The 19,531-nt window shown below is 38.2% G+C and carries 14 protein-coding genes; 5 read left to right on the top strand and 9 right to left on the bottom strand.

Going from position 1 to position 19,531, the window contains the following annotated elements; all coding sequences use genetic code 11:
* Positions 1 to 95 precede the first annotated feature (95 nt).
* On the bottom strand, positions 96 to 2,219 hold the full coding sequence (locus H5090_RS03830) for a TonB-dependent siderophore receptor (RefSeq protein ID WP_182695076.1): 2,124 nt from the start codon (positions 2,217 to 2,219) through the stop codon (positions 96 to 98).
* 219 nt (positions 2,220 to 2,438) lie between these two features.
* The gene (locus tag H5090_RS03825) at positions 2,439 to 3,605 is read right to left on the bottom strand and encodes a DcaP family trimeric outer membrane transporter (RefSeq protein ID WP_024600614.1); all 1,167 of its coding nucleotides are present in this window, start codon (positions 3,603 to 3,605) and stop codon (positions 2,439 to 2,441) included.
* A gap of 443 nt (positions 3,606 to 4,048) precedes the next feature.
* Here H5090_RS03825 and acs point away from each other — a divergent pair, with 443 nt between their 5' ends.
* Together acs and H5090_RS03815 are read left to right on the top strand one after the other, a co-directional pair.
* A complete protein-coding gene (gene acs / locus H5090_RS03820) occupies positions 4,049 to 5,989 on the top strand; it encodes an acetate--CoA ligase (RefSeq protein ID WP_039486744.1) in 1,941 nt (646 codons plus the stop codon).
* Between the two features lie 104 nt (positions 5,990 to 6,093).
* A complete protein-coding gene (locus tag H5090_RS03815) occupies positions 6,094 to 6,744 on the top strand; it encodes a response regulator transcription factor (protein ID WP_002958948.1) in 651 nt (216 codons plus the stop codon).
* A gap of 100 nt (positions 6,745 to 6,844) precedes the next feature.
* Here H5090_RS03815 and purU read toward each other — a convergent pair whose 3' ends face one another.
* Positions 6,845 to 7,675, bottom strand: coding sequence for a formyltetrahydrofolate deformylase (gene purU, locus H5090_RS03810; protein ID WP_182695075.1), 831 nt, complete (start codon positions 7,673 to 7,675; stop codon positions 6,845 to 6,847).
* Positions 7,676 to 7,881: 206 nt separating this feature from the next.
* Positions 7,882 to 9,768 (bottom strand): hypothetical protein, encoded by a 1,887-nt coding sequence (locus H5090_RS03805; protein ID WP_182695074.1) that lies wholly within the window; start codon positions 9,766 to 9,768, stop codon positions 7,882 to 7,884.
* 311 nt (positions 9,769 to 10,079) lie between these two features.
* On the opposite strand from H5090_RS03805, the gene H5090_RS03800 reads away from it, so the two are divergent.
* From H5090_RS03800 to H5090_RS03790, 3 genes are all read left to right on the top strand, one after another.
* The gene (locus tag H5090_RS03800; RefSeq protein WP_024597308.1) at positions 10,080 to 11,057 is read left to right on the top strand and encodes a DNA topoisomerase IB; all 978 of its coding nucleotides are present in this window, start codon (positions 10,080 to 10,082) and stop codon (positions 11,055 to 11,057) included.
* Positions 11,058 to 11,266: 209 nt separating this feature from the next.
* Positions 11,267 to 12,592, top strand: coding sequence for a murein L,D-transpeptidase (locus tag H5090_RS03795; RefSeq protein ID WP_182695073.1), 1,326 nt, complete (start codon positions 11,267 to 11,269; stop codon positions 12,590 to 12,592).
* Positions 12,593 to 12,603: 11 nt separating this feature from the next.
* Positions 12,604 to 13,605: a D-Ala-D-Ala carboxypeptidase family metallohydrolase gene (locus H5090_RS03790; protein WP_182695072.1), complete on the top strand. Its 1,002-nt coding sequence runs from the start codon at positions 12,604 to 12,606 to the stop codon at positions 13,603 to 13,605.
* A gap of 270 nt (positions 13,606 to 13,875) precedes the next feature.
* On the opposite strand, the gene pelG is transcribed toward H5090_RS03790, so the two are convergent.
* From pelG to H5090_RS03765, 5 genes are read right to left on the bottom strand one after another with little or no spacing between them, the layout of a single operon-like run.
* Positions 13,876 to 15,240: an exopolysaccharide Pel transporter PelG gene (gene pelG, locus H5090_RS03785; protein WP_182695071.1), complete on the bottom strand. Its 1,365-nt coding sequence runs from the start codon at positions 15,238 to 15,240 to the stop codon at positions 13,876 to 13,878.
* Positions 15,228 to 16,745 carry a GT4 family glycosyltransferase PelF gene (gene pelF, locus H5090_RS03780; protein WP_182695070.1) on the bottom strand — a complete coding sequence of 506 codons (1,518 nt, stop codon included), beginning with the start codon at positions 16,743 to 16,745 and terminating at the stop codon, positions 15,228 to 15,230. The genes pelG and pelF overlap by 13 nt, the downstream gene beginning before the upstream one ends.
* On the bottom strand, positions 16,738 to 17,721 hold the full coding sequence (locus tag H5090_RS03775) for a hypothetical protein (RefSeq protein ID WP_024597303.1): 984 nt from the start codon (positions 17,719 to 17,721) through the stop codon (positions 16,738 to 16,740). The genes pelF and H5090_RS03775 overlap by 8 nt, the downstream gene beginning before the upstream one ends.
* Positions 17,718 to 19,016, bottom strand: coding sequence for a PelD GGDEF domain-containing protein (locus tag H5090_RS03770; RefSeq protein WP_182695069.1), 1,299 nt, complete (start codon positions 19,014 to 19,016; stop codon positions 17,718 to 17,720). The genes H5090_RS03775 and H5090_RS03770 overlap by 4 nt, the downstream gene beginning before the upstream one ends.
* Complete coding sequence (locus tag H5090_RS03765; RefSeq protein WP_024597301.1) at positions 19,013 to 19,528, bottom strand: hypothetical protein; 516 nt, start codon at positions 19,526 to 19,528, stop codon at positions 19,013 to 19,015. The genes H5090_RS03770 and H5090_RS03765 overlap by 4 nt, the downstream gene beginning before the upstream one ends.
* Positions 19,529 to 19,531 lie beyond the last annotated feature (3 nt).

The raw sequence follows: 19,531 nt of genomic DNA, 5'->3' as shown, positions 1-19,531 counted from the left end.
CATCGGGTTAGATAAAATAAAAACGACACATTAAAAATGTGTCGTTTTTTAATTCAATAGAAAAAAATCTAGAGTCTTTAATTAATCAAATATATTTATAATTGCCAGTTTACAGATAGGGCGTAGTTACGAGGTGCACCGTAGTAACCTTGTGCCCAGTACAGGCTGTGCAAATATTTTTCACCTGTGGTGTTATTTACGTTGAAAGTGACTCCTACGTTATCTGTAATTTCGTAAGTGGCCATTAAATCAAGTAACCCGTATGCATCTTGGTGAGTAGTGACGCTTGCAATACCATTTGTATCTTCGACTTGAACTCGGCTAGTTGAATCCTGCCAGCGATAGTTTGCACCAAATGATAAACCATCAACTAAAGGTACTTGGTAGGTTGCGGCCACTTTAAGTTGATTTTCAGGTGTGTAATCTTTAACTAAATCATCACCATCAATAGTTAGGTTACTAAAACTTACACTTGCGCTTAAATCATCTGTTATTCGACCACTTAGTTCAACTTCAAAGCCGTTGCTGTTAATACCATCTGCTGCATAATAACGCGTATCACTAGGTAGTGAGTCGGGTAAAGCTATGGCAAGCCCTTCCTGCTTTGCATCGAAGTAAGCAAAAGTTACGAAAATTTGGTCATCAAGTAACTGTGCTTTTATACCAACTTCACTGCTTTTACCTATTACGGGAGCTAATTGGTTGGCATTAATATCAAGCTCTTTTTGCGGTACAAATGTTTCTGTGTAGCTTGCATAAGCTGATAGAGACTCGTTAAAGTCGTACACCGTGCCAATATAAGGAATAACTTCAGAGTCGCTTCTTGTTTGTTCAACACCGTAAGCACTCCCTTTTGTTTTCCAATCGGTATAACGCACACCAGCGAGCACACTTAAAGGCTCACTTAATTTAATGCGAGTAGATATGTAAGCTGATTTTTGCTCGTTAGTAATATCACTACCATCTAAGCCATCAGCAAGTGTTGCCTCTGGTACTACACCATCCCACGTTTTAAGTGATGGCATATCTGGAAAACCATTGCCTGTAGTGTAATCGTAAAGAGACTGCTCGTTGTAATCCATTTTAGCTTGGCTAACACCAAATGATAGGTCGTGCTCTTGGCCAAATAAATCAAACTTACCACTGGCATATAAATCAAATAAGTCATGCTTATCTTCGTAATCATAACGGCTAGCATAACCTGTTAAACCAAGTTCAGTATCTTTATCAGGGGTGTCGTATACGTAGAACAACTCTGAGTCTTGTTCGTTTTCGATGTGAGCATAACGTGCTCTAGCTACCCATGTTGCCGATAAGTTTTGTTCAAGTGTTACATATACTTGCTCAGCACTGTTATCCCAGTAAGACCAGTCAGCAGCAGTGCTGGTTGATTCGTCGTAATCGGTTGCTGTTCCGTCTGTATAATAAAGAGGTAGTGCACCCCACAGCGGGCTATCTGCGTCTTTTTGTTGGTTAACGTAGTTAACGCTTAATAATGTGTTGTCTGTTAATTTGCCTTCGTAGGCTAAGTAAACAATGGTTTTATCTGTTTCGTAGCGATCTAAATATGAGTCAGCTTTTTGCTTTGTAAATACAGCGCGTACAGCGTGGTCTTCATTTATTGGCGTAGATACATCTAAATCTAAACGTTTTTTATTCCATGAGCCATACGATGCTGATGCATTTGCCTGTGTTGTATAAGTTGGCTTTTTTAAAACCATGTTTACAGTTGCAGAAGGATTACCGGCGCCAGTCATTAAACCATTAGCACCGCGAACTATCTCTACACGGTCATAAATTGATGTATCAAGACTACCTTGAATAGAGCCTGAGCTTTGTGGGATCCCTAAGCCATCAACTTGAAAGTTCGTAATTTCAAAACCACGGGCCTTAAAGTAAGTACGATCTGTTTCTATTTGCTCTACTGTTACGCCTGGCGTGCTTTCAAGTACTGAGTTTATGTCGTCTAGTGAAAAGTCGTCCATTAGTGCGCGTGAAACTACCGAGATTGATTGTGGTGTTTCTTTAATTGTTAAACCTAGTTTGGTAGCCGATTGCGCTTCTTCAGTAATATAGTTTTTATGATGCTGACCATATACCGCAATTTTTTCGAGAGGTTCAGATTTTACATTTGCCTCATCAGCAAGTGCATAACCAGATAAAATTAAAGAAGTAGCAAAGCTTAGTTTAGATAAACGCAAAACTTGAGGGGACGACATAAGTTTTTCCAGTTAGTTCAAAAGAAGTGCGTAACTTAATCTAAATGATATCGATTTGCAATTGTGTTTAGTGTTTTTATCAATAATAATTCTATTTTTTTGGATTTTAGCGCCACATATAAAGATTTTAGGTACGAATTGATGAATTATATAGAACTCAATCTCGCTTATAAAAAAAGCGGCCTAGGCCGCTTTTTAAAGTAGTTAGCTTTCTAGTTATTAAAAAGAGTATTTAACAGAAAACTGTAAGCGGTCTAAATCGCCATCAACGCCGCTTTCAGTTTCACGCTCAGCATGCTTTAGCTCAGCACCAAAAGTTAGACGTTTAACCGGTGAGTATAGAATGTTAGCGCTATAGCTTTGGCTTGATTCAGTCGGATCACCAGAAATAGCTAATAAATCAGTGTTGTTATCAGCACTGAAGAATGAATATAAGAACGTTGAACGCCATTGGCTTGTCCACTTGTGCTGGTAAGCAACAAAACCAGAAGTCGAATCAATTGCATCTAGTTCATCGCCATTAAGTACTGCACCGTGAGCAACGTTTAAGCCTACGTAACGGCCTAAGCCTTTACCTTGAGTAAGCATAAATTTAAGGTTGTCTTCACCAAGGTTTATTTTACCTGATGCACTAATACCAAAAGAAGTTTCATCTGCATCAACACTGCCTACTTTATAAGTAAGTTGGCGAGCAAGCGCTGCAACCACAATGTTACCCCAATCGGCTTTGTGTGTGTAACGAGCTGTAAAGTCAGGCAATGATGCATCATCAGTTACTACCATACCGCTAGTAGTAGAAATTGTACTTTCTGGGTTTTCTAATGAAAACGACCATGCGCCAGTGGTGTATTTAATTTGCGATTGACGCACAAACACAGTGCCCTCAGCAGGGCCTACAAAATCAAGCGTTTCAGCAAGCGCCCCCACGTTTTGGAAGTTAGACCATGTTTGACCAAATAACCAACCATCGTAAGTCACAAACGCATGGCGAATACGCGGGGCGTAAGAATTTGAAACTCGCTCATTACCGCCAGCAGCCGAGGCCAAAAAGTCAATTTCAATTTTAGTATTAACGGTTTTACCGTTATCCATAACAGTGGCTGTGCCAAAGTTAAAACGTGACTCACGAGCATGCATATCAAATACAGCATCTGAGCTGTTATCATCGCCAACTGTTAAGGTACTTGGTACGTAAAAGTCACGACCTACGTTTGAGCCTGCAGGCGCACCCGCTGAATAATCACTCCACATAGAGTCGAGTTTAATGTATCCACCGTAAGTAAATTCCGTATCACCAATTTTTGCGGCAGTCGCTGCATAAGCAGTGCTTGATAGTGCACATAATACAGCGCTTGCTGCTAATGTTTTTAATGGGGTAAATTTCATTGTGGTGTCCTTTATAGGCTACTTGTTGTTTGTTGCTTTTTTTTTTTCATGTAAGGTTGTATTACTTGCTACTAGTATTACTTACGAATAAAAAAGGGTGTTAATTTGGCTTTTCAATACACATATTGTTTTCATTCGTTAAATAAAGCTTTGGCAAGTAATACCGCAAATATCTTTATTAAAGTACACAAACACTTTTGAATATGTGCAATATTTACTCAATTACCTATTGGTCTATAAGACTAAGGTTTTAGAGTTGATTAGTTTGCATTTACTTACATTTAACGCGTTGTATTATTTATGTAAAAAATTGAAAGCAGGTGGATTATAAACTACAAATGAGTAAATTGGAGTAGAGTACAACTAAGGTCTAATACTTAATAAAGTACTGCTGAGTAATCCTTGATAAAAGCTTAAGGCAAGTAATTTAAATGGAGACGAAGATGTCACAAAGTATCTATCCAGTTCCTGCGCATATTAAAGATGCGACTCTCATTGATAAAAATAAATATAATACGCTTTATAAGCAATCTATTGATGACCCAGAAAGTTTTTGGCGTGAGCATGGCAAACGCCTCGATTGGTCTACTCCTTACACTAAAGTTAAAAACACCTCTTTTGATAAAGGCCACATCAGTATTAAATGGTATGAAGATGGCTATTTAAATGCGTCTTACAACTGTATTGACCGCCACTTAAAAACGAAAGCAGACAAAATTGCGCTTATTTGGGAAGGTGATGATCCTTCTCAAAGTGAGAACATTACTTATCAAAAACTTCATGACGAAGTGGCTAAATTTGCCAATGGTTTAAAAAAACTGGGTGTACAAAAAGGTGACCGCGTAGCTATTTATATGCCAATGACCCCACAAGCGGTGTATGCAATGCAAGCTTGTGCACGTATTGGTGCTATTCATTCTGTTGTATTTGGTGGTTTTTCACCATCGGCTATTGCTGATCGTATTAGAGATTCTGGTGCTAAGGTTGTTATTACTTCTGATGAGGGACGCAGAGCAGGAAATTGTGTTCCATTAAAAGCAAATGTAGATGAAGCGGTAGCGCAAGAAACTGTAACCACAATTGAACACGTTATTGTGCATCAATTAACAGGCGGTGAAGTTGATTGGAATGAGCACGATATATGGTGGCACGAGCTAGTTGCTGACTTACCAGCACAGTGTGAGCCAGAGCCAATGAATGCTGAAGATCCTTTGTTTATATTGTATACATCAGGTTCTACTGGTCAGCCTAAAGGTGTTGTACATACTACAGGTGGCTACTTAGTTTACTCATCAATGACACATGAATACGTATTTGATTTAAAAGAAGATGATGTGTATTGGTGTAGTGCCGATGTAGGTTGGATCACAGGCCACAGTTACATTGCGTACGGGCCATTAGTAAACGGTTGTACTCAGGTTTTATTTGAAGGTGTCCCCACTTATCCAACTGCAGGGCGTATGGGCGAAGTAGTTGATAAACACGGCGTTACTATTTTATATACCGCCCCTACAGCAATTAGAGCACTAATGGCTAAAGGTGATGAGCCTACAGCTTCGTCACATCGCGATAGTTTACGTATTTTAGGTTCAGTAGGTGAGCCAATAAATCCAGAAGCGTGGACATGGTATTACGAGAGTATTGGTAAATCTAATTGCCCGATTGTTGATACATGGTGGCAAACAGAAACCGGTGGCATTATGATCACACCACTTCCGGGTGCTACTGATACAAAACCAGGTTCTGCAACACATCCATTTTTTGGTATTGCGCCTGCATTATTTGATGCTGAAGGTAATACACTCGAAGGTGCCGTAGATGGTAATCTAGTTATTTTAGATAGTTGGCCATCGCAAGCTCGAACTGTTTATGGCGACCATGAACGTTTTGAACAAACTTATTTTAGCGCCTACCCAGGAGTTTACTTTACAGGCGATGGTTGTCGTCGTGATGAAGATGGTTATTACTGGATCACAGGCCGTGTGGACGATGTACTTAATGTGTCTGGGCACCGCCTTGGTACTGCCGAAATTGAAAGTGCGTTAGTTGCGCATGAAGCGGTAGCAGAAGCTGCTGTTGTAGGTTACCCCCATGATATTAAAGGCCAAGGTATTTATGTTTACATTACGCCTAACGAAGGTATAACAGTAAGCGATGAATTAACTAAAGAGGTACGTAATTGGGTTCGTAAAGAGCTCAGCCCAATTGCATCTCCAGATATGATTCAATGGTCACCGGGTTTGCCAAAAACACGTTCAGGCAAGATTATGCGTCGTATTTTACGTAAAATCGCTGCAAATGAGCACCAACAACTCGGTGATACGTCAACGCTTGCCGATCCTTCAGTTGTCGATGAACTAATCGAGAACAGATTAAATCGTTAAATGTGCGTTAAAAACTTGATTACAAGTTGATTCTAAACGTAGTATATCGGCTGTCAGTAAAGGTTTAAAACCTAACTGGCAGCCGAATTTATTAGGAGTGAACCATGAGTCAGTTTTTAATAGCGGACGATCATCCGTTATTTCGTGAAGCACTAAAGGGCGCACTGAGCGCAAAATTTGAGGGTTTAGAGGTTTTTGAATCATCCGATTTTGACAGCACACTGCAAGTGTTAAGCGAGCAAGAGGATCTTGATATATTACTGCTAGACCTTCACATGCCAGGTAATGGTGATTTATATGGTCTTATTCGTATTAGAGAAGAATACCCAAGCTTACCTATTGCCGTTGTTTCGGGTAGTGAAGACGTGAATATCGTTTCTAAAGTAATGGGCTACGGCGCTATGGGTTTTATTCCTAAATCATCATCGTCTGATGATATTGCCAGTGCAATTAACCAAATACTTGAAGGCGATACATGGCTACCAAAAGAGCTAAAAAACAAAGTAGCTGAAATTGAAGGTGAAGATAGAGAAATAGCAGCGCAAGTTGCCTCATTAACGCCTCAACAATACCGAGTGCTGCAATATCTGCACGAAGGTTTACTTAATAAGCAAATTGCTTATGAACTACACATATCAGAAGCGACAGTAAAAGCACACATTACAGCCATATTTAGAAAACTCGGTGTGTACAATCGTACCCAAGCCGTTTTAATTGCCGCTAAATTAAAGCTCGAACCAATAGAGCAGGCATAATTTACATTTAAAAAGTTTTTAGCTTATTTATGAGCAAAAAAATGCCAGCAACAATGCTGGCATTTTTTATATGTAGAATAATTAAGCAGTTGGATTAATGCTAAGAAAACACCACGGTTTTATTACCATTAATAAATAGCTTATGCTCTGAGGCAAGTTGAAGTGCTTTACAAAACACTGTTTTTTCAACATCTTTGCCCATTTTAGCCATCATTTCGGCGGTATTAGCATGTGTAACGCTGGTTACATCTTGCAAAATAATAGGACCTTCATCAAGCTCATTATTAACAAAGTGAGCGGTAGCACCAATAATTTTTACGCCGCGCTCAAATGCTTGATGATAAGGTTTAGCACCTATAAATGCAGGCAAAAATGAGTGATGAATATTAATTATTTTACCTTCAAATCGACCCACAAATTCAGGACTTAAAATACGCATGTATTTAGCAAGACCAATAATGTCAGGATTGTAACTGGCAATTAAATCGCCTACCTTTTTATCATGTTCGCTACGGGTTAACCCTTCGTGCGATACAAGATGAAATGGCACACCAAACCCTTTAGCTAGCGGCTCTAAATCAGCATAGTTAGCAATTACAGCGAGTACTTCAATATTAAGAGTTTGTTCAAATTGCTTTAACAGCATACCACCTAAACAATGAGCTTCTTTAGTTGCCAGTAAAACTACTTTAGTTTTTTCGCCGCAATGTAGCGCAAGTTTAGCGCCTTGTGGCAACAGTGCGCGTAGTTGATCTAAAAAGTCGCTTTGTGGCTCGCCTGTAAGCTCTGTACGCATAAAAAATCGCTGCGCGTCTTTATCTACAAATTCGTTGTTACGCGTAATGTTTAAATTATTTTTATGGCAAAGCCCTGTAATTTTAGCTATTAAGCCTACATCATCAGCACATTGGGTGGTTAGTATATAGCTCATTGTCCTCATTCTTACCCTGTAATTAATCCTTTCATTATTTGTGTTTTGGCACATAAAGCAAGGGCTTTGTGAACTAATCCAATATTAATCATGTTGTTGAGTGCAAAAGAGGTAATAAAGTTAAAAAGTATTGAATAGAGGTTAAAAAAAATGCCACCTAAGTTAACAAGGTGGCATTAATAAAAGTTATCTAGGTTTGAGGTTAATTAACCCTTGGGCTCGGGAGATAAGTTTTCTTCTTGTCTTAAATACCCGGCAGCTTCTTCATCATCTTTCGCTATTGCTTGCTGAGTAGGTATAGCGCGCGTTTGTTGGTTTAGTTGATGTATTTGTGACGCATTACCTAAATCACGCTCACTGGTGATTGAGGCGATAGATTCGCGGTCTTTTAAGAATGAAATAACGTCTTTTTTGATTGCTTGTAATTGTCCTTCGTCTTTATGCATTTCCATAATGTGGCGAGGATGTTCAAGGTTTTTCATACCTGTTGCAGCAAACGTAGTAGAGATAACACGAGAAACAATAATCCAAGGCGTTATGCTACTGCGTACTAAAGTATTTTCTGAGCGGGTGCTATCGTGAATACCAGTACCTGTTGATATTTTAGACTCAGTAAAAGTGCCTTCACATTTAAAGTACACAAGCAGTGACTCAAATTGCATTTCTGCAAAAAATAGATGCGCTGTGTTTGCAAGTAACTGCGCAAATGCTTTAATAAGTACGCCTATTAGCAATAAGTGAAAGCTTGTCATTAATAGCTCACTAAATTGAATGACATGTTGGTTATTAAATGCCTGTTTAAAACTATTAATATTTGCCGCATCAATGTAATGGTAAATATTAATAAACGAATACGCTAAAAGTACAGTAAATGCTAACGCTACAATATAAAGTAAGTTACCGCTCACCAAAGCAAGTAATCTCGCGAGTGTAAAGTTTTTACCTAAGTCCATTGAGTGCAGTTTAGGCTGAATCTCTTGGATCATTTCACCTTTAAAACCGCCTTTACCTTCTATTTGTTCTTGAAGCTTAGGGTCTAATTCTCTGTAAACTCTGTTAGGTACTTCTTTATAACGGCGATTAGCCATTACTAGGTTATCGAGGTTTATGAAAATCTCGTCTGGATGAACAGACTCTTGCCAGTTTTCACGTAGTTCAGATACTTCAGCTGCAGGGGTAACTGAATTTAAACGCGCTTTAATCATGATAAAAGCAAGCGCACAGCTTAGAGTTGCTAATATAATAATTGCAATTAAGTATATTCCAGCATGAAGACTAGGCAGTTGCTCAAGCCAGCTATCTATTTCTTGTTTACTAATGTGCTGCTCTTTCATCAACCATGACATAGAAAGACCAATAGCGATGGGTAAAATAAAAGATAAAGAAATAATTTTAGCAAGCGCACCAGTACCAAGTGCTTCAATATTCTTTTCTGCATTTCGAGAGATAGGTTTACCTGTAGAGCGCCAAGAAAAAAGTACGTAAAACATTAATATTGCACTATAAACCGGAAATGCTAATTCCCCAGCTTCACCGGTAAAGCCCGACAAAGATACAAATGCAACAAGGCCATAAGCAATAAGGGCGACAAAGGTGCTTACCCATGAGCCAAATAATCGCTGGGCAACATTTCGAATAGGATATGGTAGAAACAATAGCTTAGGGATTAAGCTGTGAAGTAAGCGTGATAAAAAACCATTAGGCTCTTTAAATGTACTGTTTTTACGACCAACCAGCATTTCTTCAAGTGATTGCGCTGTGTAGGCTACTTCTTTTTGTTCTTCTTGAGCGGTTGATGCTTGCGATTTACTGTAGTTATAAGCAAGTGAAGTTGGGTGGTTTCTACCTACAAAGTATTTAAGTGTTGCATAAATACCTGCAGATAGTGAGCGAATGCCGAATGCTAAAATAAGCATGCCAAACACCATTAAAATCCAACCTGCGGTTGTATCTTCTTTCACAGAGCCCGCAGCAATAACAAGTAAACTAATACCTGCTATAGACTCAATGAGTCCTCTTAATGCTGTTACTTTACCTTCCAGTTTGAAGGGGTTTTTTAGTCCAAGATCAATCGATCCATAATCAAAAGCCATTGAATTCTCCATTTAAACAGCACCCCAATTGCAGGGGACAAAGTGTAATTAATCTGAACTTAGGATAATAAATCTATCTCAAGTAGCTTTTTTAGCGCTAAGTGCATCGAGTTTAATCGTAATAGACTTGTTGCTGGCGCGTAAGTTCGACCTACTTTTACGAAAACCTAAATAGAATTATTAATATATATTAAGTATTTATAATTGTTGTTGGTTTTTTATTATATATCAATAATCTTGTTCAGTTTAAGGTTATTTTAAAGTGATACATTTTATATTCCGACGCATGCTTAAATATAACTGGAGGGTTAATGAAGCTAATTTATGTAGACGATAATTTACCAGGGATCACTCGTAAACTTAAACATAAAAGTTGGCTTTACTTTGATCCAATCGGTAAGCAAATAAAAGAGCAAAATGTGATTGATCGTTTGAATGGATTGGCATTTCCGCCTGCCTATAAAAACGCTTGGTTTTGCCCAGAAGAAAACGGGCATATTTTAGCGACAGGATTTGATAGTAAGGGGCGAAAGCAATACCGTTACCATCCTGAATTTAGGGCGCAACAAGAAGCAAAAAAATACCAAGCATGTGGAGTATTTGGTAATAAACTCCCTTTGTTAAGAGCGCGTTTAGAAACAGACTTACAAGGCGATGAGCTTAATATTGAACGCACTTTAGCAGCAGTTGTAAGACTTATGGATTTAGGTGCGCTGAGGGTAGGTAACGAGCGTAACGTAAAGCAAAATAAAAGTTTTGGTGCGACAACATTACGAACACGCCATGCAAAACTCACGGGCAAAAATATTCAGCTAAAATATCGTGCCAAATCAGGTAAAGAACGTGAAGTAAATATAACCGACAGGGTGCTTAGCCATGTTATAAAAGACTTACAAGATTTACCCGGGCAGCATTTATTTCAGTATATAAATGAAGGTGAGCGCACAAATGTTACATCAAGTGAAATAAACCAATACATTCAGCAAATAATGGGCGAGGAGTTTAGTGCAAAACACTTTAGAACTTGGCGAGCAAGCGTTATTGCATTCAAACAATTAGCTAAAGCTAAAGGGGCGCTTAGTTTAAAAAACATGCTTGATAGCGTATCTGAGCAACTTGGTAATACTCCCGCTATAGCACGCAAATCTTATGTGCATCCCGATTTAATTACGCTGTGTAAAGAAGATGAAGATACTCAAACTGCGTGGAGAGAGTCTCTTTCATTACCACGAAAAACAAAGTACTTGAGTCGTTATGAACGTGGTTTTTTAGCTTTTTTAAAAGATTAATTGCCATAGCAACTTTACACACTTGAGCATAGTAATTACATATTCTCTAGTTTAATTTATTAACGTTTAGAATAAGATTTTTAAAAAGTCATTAAATTTCAATTGTTTATTTTGAAACTTTAATTTGGCATTACCGTTGCACCTCCAGTGTACTACTTAGTGGTAAGTACATAAGCATTTATCAACGATATTTAGCGAGGAGGTACACAGTGAAGGGGTCATTTTCAAATCAAGCGCTTACTAAAGCAAAGGGTTTTACTTTAAAAACTGCATTGTTTATTGGCATGAGCGGCTTATGCTCAGCACCAACACTCGCTGCCAATGAGCTTGAAAGTGTGGTACTCGCTAACTCTTCACTAACTACTTACAACTCACAAAAGTACGTGCAAGCAGATGACACCTACTACTTTGACCAATATTCAGCGCAGTTAATTGAACGTACAGAAAAAGCCATTAATTGGTATCAAGAAATAGTTAACAAAGGTGGTTTTACACACTTATATAACGATGAATTGCTTGAACTAGGCAGTAATAATAAACAAGTGAGCTTACTTGCACAGCGTTTATACCAAGAGCGTGACTTAAAAATTAACGTTTGCGACGAAGCTATATGCACGTTTGATAAAGATATAGAGCAAGCTGTTAAGCAATTTCAAAGCCGCCATGGTTTAAAAGTTGATGGCCGAGTGGGTAAGCGTACTTTTGCATCGCTTAATGTGCCCGCACAGCAAAAACTCGATAAATTAAAACTTAACTTTTATAGAATAACTAACTTTGCAGGCGCAAGTGATGAGCAGTATGTGTATGTAAATATTCCTGAATACAGCTTACGATTTGTAAAAGCGGGCGATGTAAAATTAAAAAATAACGTAATTGTAGGTAAACCAAGTTGGGAAACACCTGCATTTAGCGACGAAATAGAAAAGTTTGTAGTTAATCCTGAATGGCGTATACCCACCTCAATTGCCACCAAAGAAATTGCTCCAAAGGTAGCCGAGGACCCTGACTATCTTGTAAAAAATAATATTGAAATTAGAAAAAACAGCTACCTAGACTCACAAACTGTTAATCCAAGCAATATTGATTGGGACTCTATTAAGCCGTACCAATTTGATCACTTTTTAGTAAAACGTGCTGGTGAAGAAAACCCCCTAGGGGAAGTTAAGTATTTATTCCCCAATGCCGAAGCAATTTATGTTCACGATACACCAGCAAAGCACCGTTTTAGCCAAGCAAACCGAGCTTTATCTCATGGCTGTATAAGAATAGAAAAGCCTTTTTCGTTAGCGCGTGAAATTATTAAGCACGAAGGAGAAGTGCAAACACTTAATAATATGGACAGCGCACTTGCTCAAAATAGTACTCAGACGTTTTATTTAGATGAGCCTCTTCCTATTCATTTAGTTTATTGGACTGCATGGGTTGACGAAAATAAGCTGGTTAACTTTAGAGATGACATATATCAACGCGATAAAAAAGCGCTATTCAAAAATGATGAACAGTCGGTGATTGCCGCTTTATTAAAAAATAAATAATGAGAGGGTTTATGCAATTTATTCATTATATTTCTATCGCCATATTCACACTTATATTTAGCAATCATGTATTTGCTGCCGCGCCTATAAAGCCCGCGCATCAGGTAGTTGATATAAAAAACAAAGCCAGCTTTGAAGATGCAGAATTTAGCCTAAAAATTAACGACATAGTTATGCCATATTCGGTGTTTTCAGTATTTGTAATGCCCAAAGAACAAGTTGAGTTTGAAGTGCTTTTTGCGCAATCAAAAAATGCTTACACGCTAATTAACACTCAAGGGAAATCTAAGCTTACAGACACCAACCGCTGGCAATGGCAAGCACCCAAAGAGCCTGGTTTAACAACGGTAATTATTGAGTCGCCCGATAAAAAACAGCGTATGAAAATCAACGTATTTGTAAAAGTACCGGCAGACAATGTTGAAGGAGGAAAGCTCAAGTATTACCACATTGGGCACTATCCTAAACCTTCACAGATTAAAGACGCTTCACACTACATAGTGCCCGATGGCTTTGTTAAGGTAACCCCTGAAAATGAAAACGTAAAAATATCACCTCACTTTTCACTAAAGGAATTTGTTAGTAAGCAGCGAAGTAAGTACCCAAAGTATTTATTTTTACAAAATAAATTACTACTTAAACTAGAAAAAATACGCAAAGAACTGATTTTAGAAGGTATGCCGGTTAGTAATATGGTGGTTATGAGCGGTTATAGAACTCCGTACTACAACAAATCAATTGGCAATGTAAAACTTAGCCGACATGTATTTGGTGATGCTGCCGATATTTTTATAGATAACGATGGCAACTACCGTATGGATGATATAAATAATGACGGTAAGCATTCAATTGGTGACGCTAAAGCGATGGCCGATATAGTGGAGTCGTTAGCTAGACGTGAATCATTTAAATGTTTGCTAGGTGGTTTAGGTATTTATGGGCCTAAGTCGCACAGAGGCGCATTTATACATGTTGATACGCGTGGTTTTAAAGCGCGATGGGTGAGTAAGTAATTGCAACGGCTACCTCATTTAGCATAAAGCTAAACTAGCTAAGTCTAATTGTACAAGAGATTAGCTAAGCCAAGGTAGCTTGGTTTTTATAAGTCCTTTGTTTTATAACCATTTTATACCTTTACTGAGCTAGTCTTTTTTGCTTTAAACTGAGGCGCTTATATGAGCTATAAACATGGTGTGTATCAGCCGCTTTCCAATAATTAATTATTTTAATTTTGTACGAAAAGCTTTAAATATAAAGGCTGCATAAGCAGCCTTTATATTATGCTATTGCAGCATAAACGTTTCGTATTCTAAATCTTCAAATTGTTTAGAAAGCCAAAATAAGCCAACAACAGAGGTAATAATAGTTGAGAGAGCAAAGCCGTAACCATAAAACTGCGGCCCAAAAGCGATTGATAGCAAAGTTAAAACAACGTTTATTACCAAAAATAGTCCCGCTAAAAACAGGACGGTTGAGCGTTTATCTAAATAAAACAAAATATTTAAAATAGACAAAAATATAACTTGTACACCCACACCAACTACATCAATAAATAAAAGCGTTTTATAGTTTGGATCAATACCAATAAAGGTAAGTATTTGCTCGCCCCATAATAATAAGCAGGCTACGGTAATACCTTGAATTTTAAATATATCGTATAAACCGGCACGTGCAGTTTGGATCATATTATCTTTTAAATAGTAAATCTCTTCTAACGATGAACCCTCTCGAATAGCTGTGTAAAAACGGTCGTATTCTTCTACAAAGTCGGTTTCCATTTTTACTAAAAATACTGCCATACCGGGAATAATAGACAAATAGGCTAAAAATATAGGCAAGTCGTAAATTGGGCTGGCTCTTAACGTGCCAATAATTTGAATTGATGTGCTTGGTGAATACCAAAAAATGATTTTATCAGCCCACACACCAATGTTATAAAACAGACCACAAAAGAATAGGCTGTAATACACTTTTTTATTGCTTAAAAAGTCAAAGCTTATAAGTTTTTCACCTGGGTAGCGGCGAATAATCATAAACAAAAAGCTAAAAAAGAGCAGAGCTTCGCCTGCAAAAAACGCAAAAAACAAGCCGTCTAACTGCCAGTCTCTTAATAAATATGCAAGCAGTACCATAAAGGCATAACCACTTAGCATGGTAATCAAAATCAACCGGTATTCTTTCATACCCGATAGAAAAATAGCGCCAAGCCACTGATTACATAAGCTTACAAAGGCACCTAAAATTATAATCTTAGTAACAACGGGTATAGGGAGCATAGGCCATACAGCCAAGCCCACCAATAATGCGGCTATTGTTGTTATAAGTTGCGCACCAAGTAAATTAGGGAGTACTTTTGCCTCTTCTTTTTGAAAAAACAAATCTGCAATAAATCGAGTTAATAATAACTGCAAGCCACCCGTTAAAATAAGTGAAGCTGCCATCATGTAGGTAACAAGCGTTAAAAACTGAATAATAAGTACTTTAGGTAATACAACGCCTAAACTTAAAATACCAATTAGCATTAACGCTACAATAGAGAGCAGCCAAGGGCCTGAGCCTATTAAGCCCGCGTAGCCGTATGCTTCAAAAACTGAGAGCAGGGTATTTTTTTTGAGAATTTTTCGTATCTCAAAACCTATTCCGGCCATGCCATTGTATCCTTATAAAGTTTATCGTAACGGGCAAACATGTGGCTCTCGTCATAAAATTTTTGTACGCGGTCTAAACCACTTTTTTGATACTCAAGCCAAACTTGCTCATTTGTTAGCATGTTTGATATTTGTTGTGCTGTTTCGCTCGGAGAAGCAATTGAGACAACTTCACCGGCTTTACCTAATGCTTTATCTTCATCAGTTCCGCCTTCGATTATTTCGCGGCACGAGCCAACATCACTAGCAAGTACAGGCACACCGGCCGCCATTGCTTCTAAAAGTACTAAAGGCTGCGCTTCGGAAATCGAGGTTAAAGCTACAATTCCGAGCTTAGGCAAAATTTTGGTAATATCTTGCATACCTAAAAACTTTACACTGCTTTGTAAATCAAGACTGCCTACAAGTAGTTCACACTCTTTGTAATATTGCGGGTCTTCTTCATAAGGGCCGATGATCCAGCCTTCTACTTCAGGCAGCATCGATTGTGCCTCTTTAATCGCACGTATAAAGGTTTTAATATCTTTTATAGGCACTACACGTCCAATTAACCCAACAACCGGTGGTATCTGTTTTGGACGCTGATCAAGCGCTTCAATAAAGCGTACTGTTTTAATGCCATTAGGTACAACAAATGCTTTTTCTGGCGCTGCACCATCTTTTATTTGGCGCTGCCTGTTACCGTCGTATAGCGAAATGACCTTATCTGCTTCTTGGTATGTTGTTCGGCCGATTTGCTCAAAAAAGCTGATCCACATACGGCGAATAAAGCCCATCTCGGTATTTAAGTTTTTACCTAGGCTTTGCTCAGACTCTTTAATCCAACTGGCTTGAATAAGATCTATTTTTCTCTCTTTGGTGTAAATACCATGTTCGGTCAACAAAAAGGGAGTATCGCTTATTGCACTGGCACCAGATCCTAAAATACCAGCATACCCAGTAGATATTGAGTGAATAAGTTTAACTTTTGGAAGTCCGCGTGCAATTTCGGCTATTTTAAATAGCGGTTTATATAAATTGCGGTATGACCAAAAAAAGTCAATAAAAGAGGATTCATCACAAAAAGTTGAATAGTAATTGGTGAGTACTTGCCACGATGATTCACTATATAAAAAGTCGGCTTCGTTAATACCGTCTTTTTTAGCCAAAGTCTCAAATGCAAACTTTAATAACTCAGTTGGGATGGGCTCATCACAATCCCTAAAATAATTTTGTAGTTGCTGCCAAAAATCAAAGAGTTCTTTTTTATATTTAACGCCATGCTTGGCTTTTATTTCAGAAGTGTCATTTTCCACTAAATAATGAACATGCAGCTTGGTAACGTTTTCAGGCAAAGTATATTGAATCTCGCCATAATGCTCTGGTGCTCCACCTATAAAAACAAGCTCAAAGTTATAATGAGGTAACCCTTCAATTATTTGATGAACCCAGCTAGATACGCCACCACGTACATAAGGGTAAGTGCCTTCTAAAAGCAGTAAAATGTCTGCATTTTTATTACTCATGCCAATACTCCTGCAAATGACGTAATTCACTGCCCTTAGGTTGTTCTGGGAGTTCTTTTAAGTAGCGTTTACAGTCGTCAAACTTGTTCATACAAAAGGCAACTTCGGCTTTATAAGGCAATACATGGCGCCTTGCCATACCAAACTCAGTTGCTTTAAGTAGATACTCATGGGCTATTTCGTATTTGTCTAAGGCTAAAGATATACGCCCTAAAAATATAAAAGTTGCAGGTGTTTTTACGTGCTCAATACTTTGCAATGCAAGTGCTTCTGCTTTTTCTAAAACGTATTTACGCAGTGCGCCTTGTGCTAAGCCTAAATAGCTCAGTTCCCAATAAAGTTCGGCTAGCTGTTTTTGTAAATGACTCAATTTTGGCTGCTTAGTTGTAACTGCTATTTCTTGCTGATACAAACTGATTTTTTCGTTAAGTTTGGTTTCTTTACCATCAAGGGTTGAGTAGGCGAGCAAGCGAATATCATCTTCTAAATCTTTAAGTGCTAGCTTTAAAATAGGAATAGCTTGTGAGTCACTCATGTGACGAGCCGCCATTACAGCACTTAAACGCTTATTTGGCTCATTAGCGTGCTTCAAAATTGCTTTAAGTCCACCAATTGAATAGGTTGGATTTGCTGATATTGCTCTGGCTTCAAAAGGAAGCTCAGGTATTTTATGCTCCTCTATTTCTATCTCGTCATTCTTGAGAGGTTTACAAAGAGCAAATGTAAGCGCTACTACAACACCTATAATTCCAAGTACTGGTAATGTAAACAATAATAAAAACATGAGTAGCAAAGAGCTATAAGGAGTCGTTTTGTATTTTTTAGGTATAAAAACATAACTAACAATAGCAAAAAAGATGCTAGCGATAGCATGCAATAATATAGCTAAAAACCAATCAGGTGTTTCCAGTACTTCTATTAGTGCAAAGTACTGACAAATACACCCTAATATAGCCGCTACAATAATTATAATCATGAAAGTGAAACCAATCTCTTTATGTCATCTGAGCTTATAGGTAGTGCAAGTTGCTGCTCAATAACAATATCAAGCTCAGCTAAAGTGCTACCAGTGCGCTCTTTACACCAAGTGTTCATTCGGGCGATAAACCCTGCTTTTTCAAGCTCATCAGCTAATGGCATCAATAGCAGTAATACCTGATTTTGATTATCGTACAAATAAATGTCTAAACCACGGCGTGCTTCACTTAAATAACTCATAAGTTGAGTGGATTTATCAGTAATATTATTAGCTTTTATTTTTAGTAGCTGCGATGGAATGTTGTATCGTTTTGCTTCTTTATTCGCACGTTTAACTTGGCGAATAAAGTATGGATACTCTTCATAAGTCATTACTGGGTTTGTTATTTCATGGCGCAGTAGATCGCCAATATGCCCAGCCATAACTGCAAGTAGTGTAAGAGTGGTATTTTTAAGTGCAAAAAATTGTATTCTTTCAACCAAAATAGCGCCGTAAATAGTATTGTTTACATCGATAAGTGGGATTGCTATATGGTATTTACTTATACCCGATGATGCTTTTTCGTCTTTTACCGATACTAATTCTTTTTCTTCGATCATCGCTAATATAAGAGGATCGTTTTTAGCTATTTGACTCATTTTACCTATAGAGGCAAGTGGTGGCTCTAAAACACTGTCGTTTTCAACTTTATATAACCCCGCTCTTTCTAGCGAACCGTACTCAACAAACAAGTCGATTATTTTTTGCGCTGCGCTATCAAGTCTTCTTTCTTTTAATAGCCCGATAGAGGTTCTTACTGCTTGTAGTGATTCACGTAAACTTAACGTATGGCCAGCTAGCATTTGCTCAATTCTATCGTGAGATGAATTAATTAAATGATACTGACGAGTAAATGTTTCAAGACGATCTGTTACGTACTCAAGCTGAATACTTTGCTGTTGATTAGTACGCTCCCACACATCCCTAAATTCGCCTGTGATCATAATTACAATAATGTAGCCAATCATAGCGTTAATATTGAAGTCGCTTTGCGGTGATAAAATATTTGCTTGAAGTAAAAAAAGTTGGCCAACAAGCAAACATAAAATACTAATAAAGCCTTTTGAAAAGCCATAGCGTAAAGAAACTAAAAGTGGGCCAAGTACAGGCCACGAAAACCCTCCCTCAGTCCAAAATGGGTCCTGTGCGTTAAATAATACAGGCAGCCCTAAAGCAAGCGCGGTAAATATAAATACCTCAGCCCATATTTGTAGCTCAGGAACGTCTCTTGGTCTAAGGAAATGTGTTTTCACTCACTAACCTCTATATAAGAAATTAAATCGGCAATCACATCTTGTGCTGTTGCTGCAATGCTATCGCGGCCCCAGCCACTTTTAGCAATAGTACCCGTCCAAACTGGTGTGGTTTGTCCATTTACGGTGAGTGATAATGTAAGTGCAACAACAGGTTCGCCATCAAGCCCTGCTTTGTAGCGCCACTCTTCAATGCTGCCTGTTAGTACATAGTCAGCTTGTTGAGTGCTTAACCATTGCATAGCATTGTCTAAACGGTATTGATCATCCAGCGGTGGAAGCTCTTTGGTGTTTACGCGAGGTGCACGTATAAGAGTTGGTAATTTATTTTGTTGCCAAATACTGGCTAAAATATCTTCAGCACGCTCACCGGCAAGCGGTGTTTGAGCATGATTAACAAGCGGCATTAGTGCCACTGTTTTTGAAGGGCTAAGCTCTATATCATCAGCAACTCTGCTGGTGGTACATGCTGATAATAGTAATACCAAACACGGTATAATTAAACGAAACATACT

The sequence above is a fragment of the Pseudoalteromonas sp. SR43-5 genome, from assembly GCF_014163835.1.
Lineage (GTDB): Bacteria > Pseudomonadota > Gammaproteobacteria > Enterobacterales > Alteromonadaceae > Pseudoalteromonas > Pseudoalteromonas distincta.
This window is presented reverse-complemented; position numbering and strand designations above follow the sequence as displayed.

Coding starts and splice junctions, on each gene's coding strand:
- H5090_RS03830 (WP_182695076.1), bottom strand. CDS start 2,219: ATGTCGTCCCCTCAAGTTTTGCGTTTATCTAAACTAAGCTTTGCTACT.
- H5090_RS03825 (WP_024600614.1), bottom strand. CDS start 3,605: ATGAAATTTACCCCATTAAAAACATTAGCAGCAAGCGCTGTATTATGT.
- acs (WP_039486744.1), top strand. CDS start 4,049: ATGTCACAAAGTATCTATCCAGTTCCTGCGCATATTAAAGATGCGACT.
- H5090_RS03815 (WP_002958948.1), top strand. CDS start 6,094: ATGAGTCAGTTTTTAATAGCGGACGATCATCCGTTATTTCGTGAAGCA.
- purU (WP_182695075.1), bottom strand. CDS start 7,675: ATGAGCTATATACTAACCACCCAATGTGCTGATGATGTAGGCTTAATA.
- H5090_RS03805 (WP_182695074.1), bottom strand. CDS start 9,768: ATGGCTTTTGATTATGGATCGATTGATCTTGGACTAAAAAACCCCTTC.
- H5090_RS03800 (WP_024597308.1), top strand. CDS start 10,080: ATGAAGCTAATTTATGTAGACGATAATTTACCAGGGATCACTCGTAAA.
- H5090_RS03790 (WP_182695072.1), top strand. CDS start 12,604: ATGCAATTTATTCATTATATTTCTATCGCCATATTCACACTTATATTT.
- pelG (WP_182695071.1), bottom strand. CDS start 15,240: ATGGCCGGAATAGGTTTTGAGATACGAAAAATTCTCAAAAAAAATACC.
- pelF (WP_182695070.1), bottom strand. CDS start 16,745: ATGAGTAATAAAAATGCAGACATTTTACTGCTTTTAGAAGGCACTTAC.
- H5090_RS03775 (WP_024597303.1), bottom strand. CDS start 17,721: ATGATTATAATTATTGTAGCGGCTATATTAGGGTGTATTTGTCAGTAC.
- H5090_RS03765 (WP_024597301.1), bottom strand. CDS start 19,528: ATGTTTCGTTTAATTATACCGTGTTTGGTATTACTATTATCAGCATGT.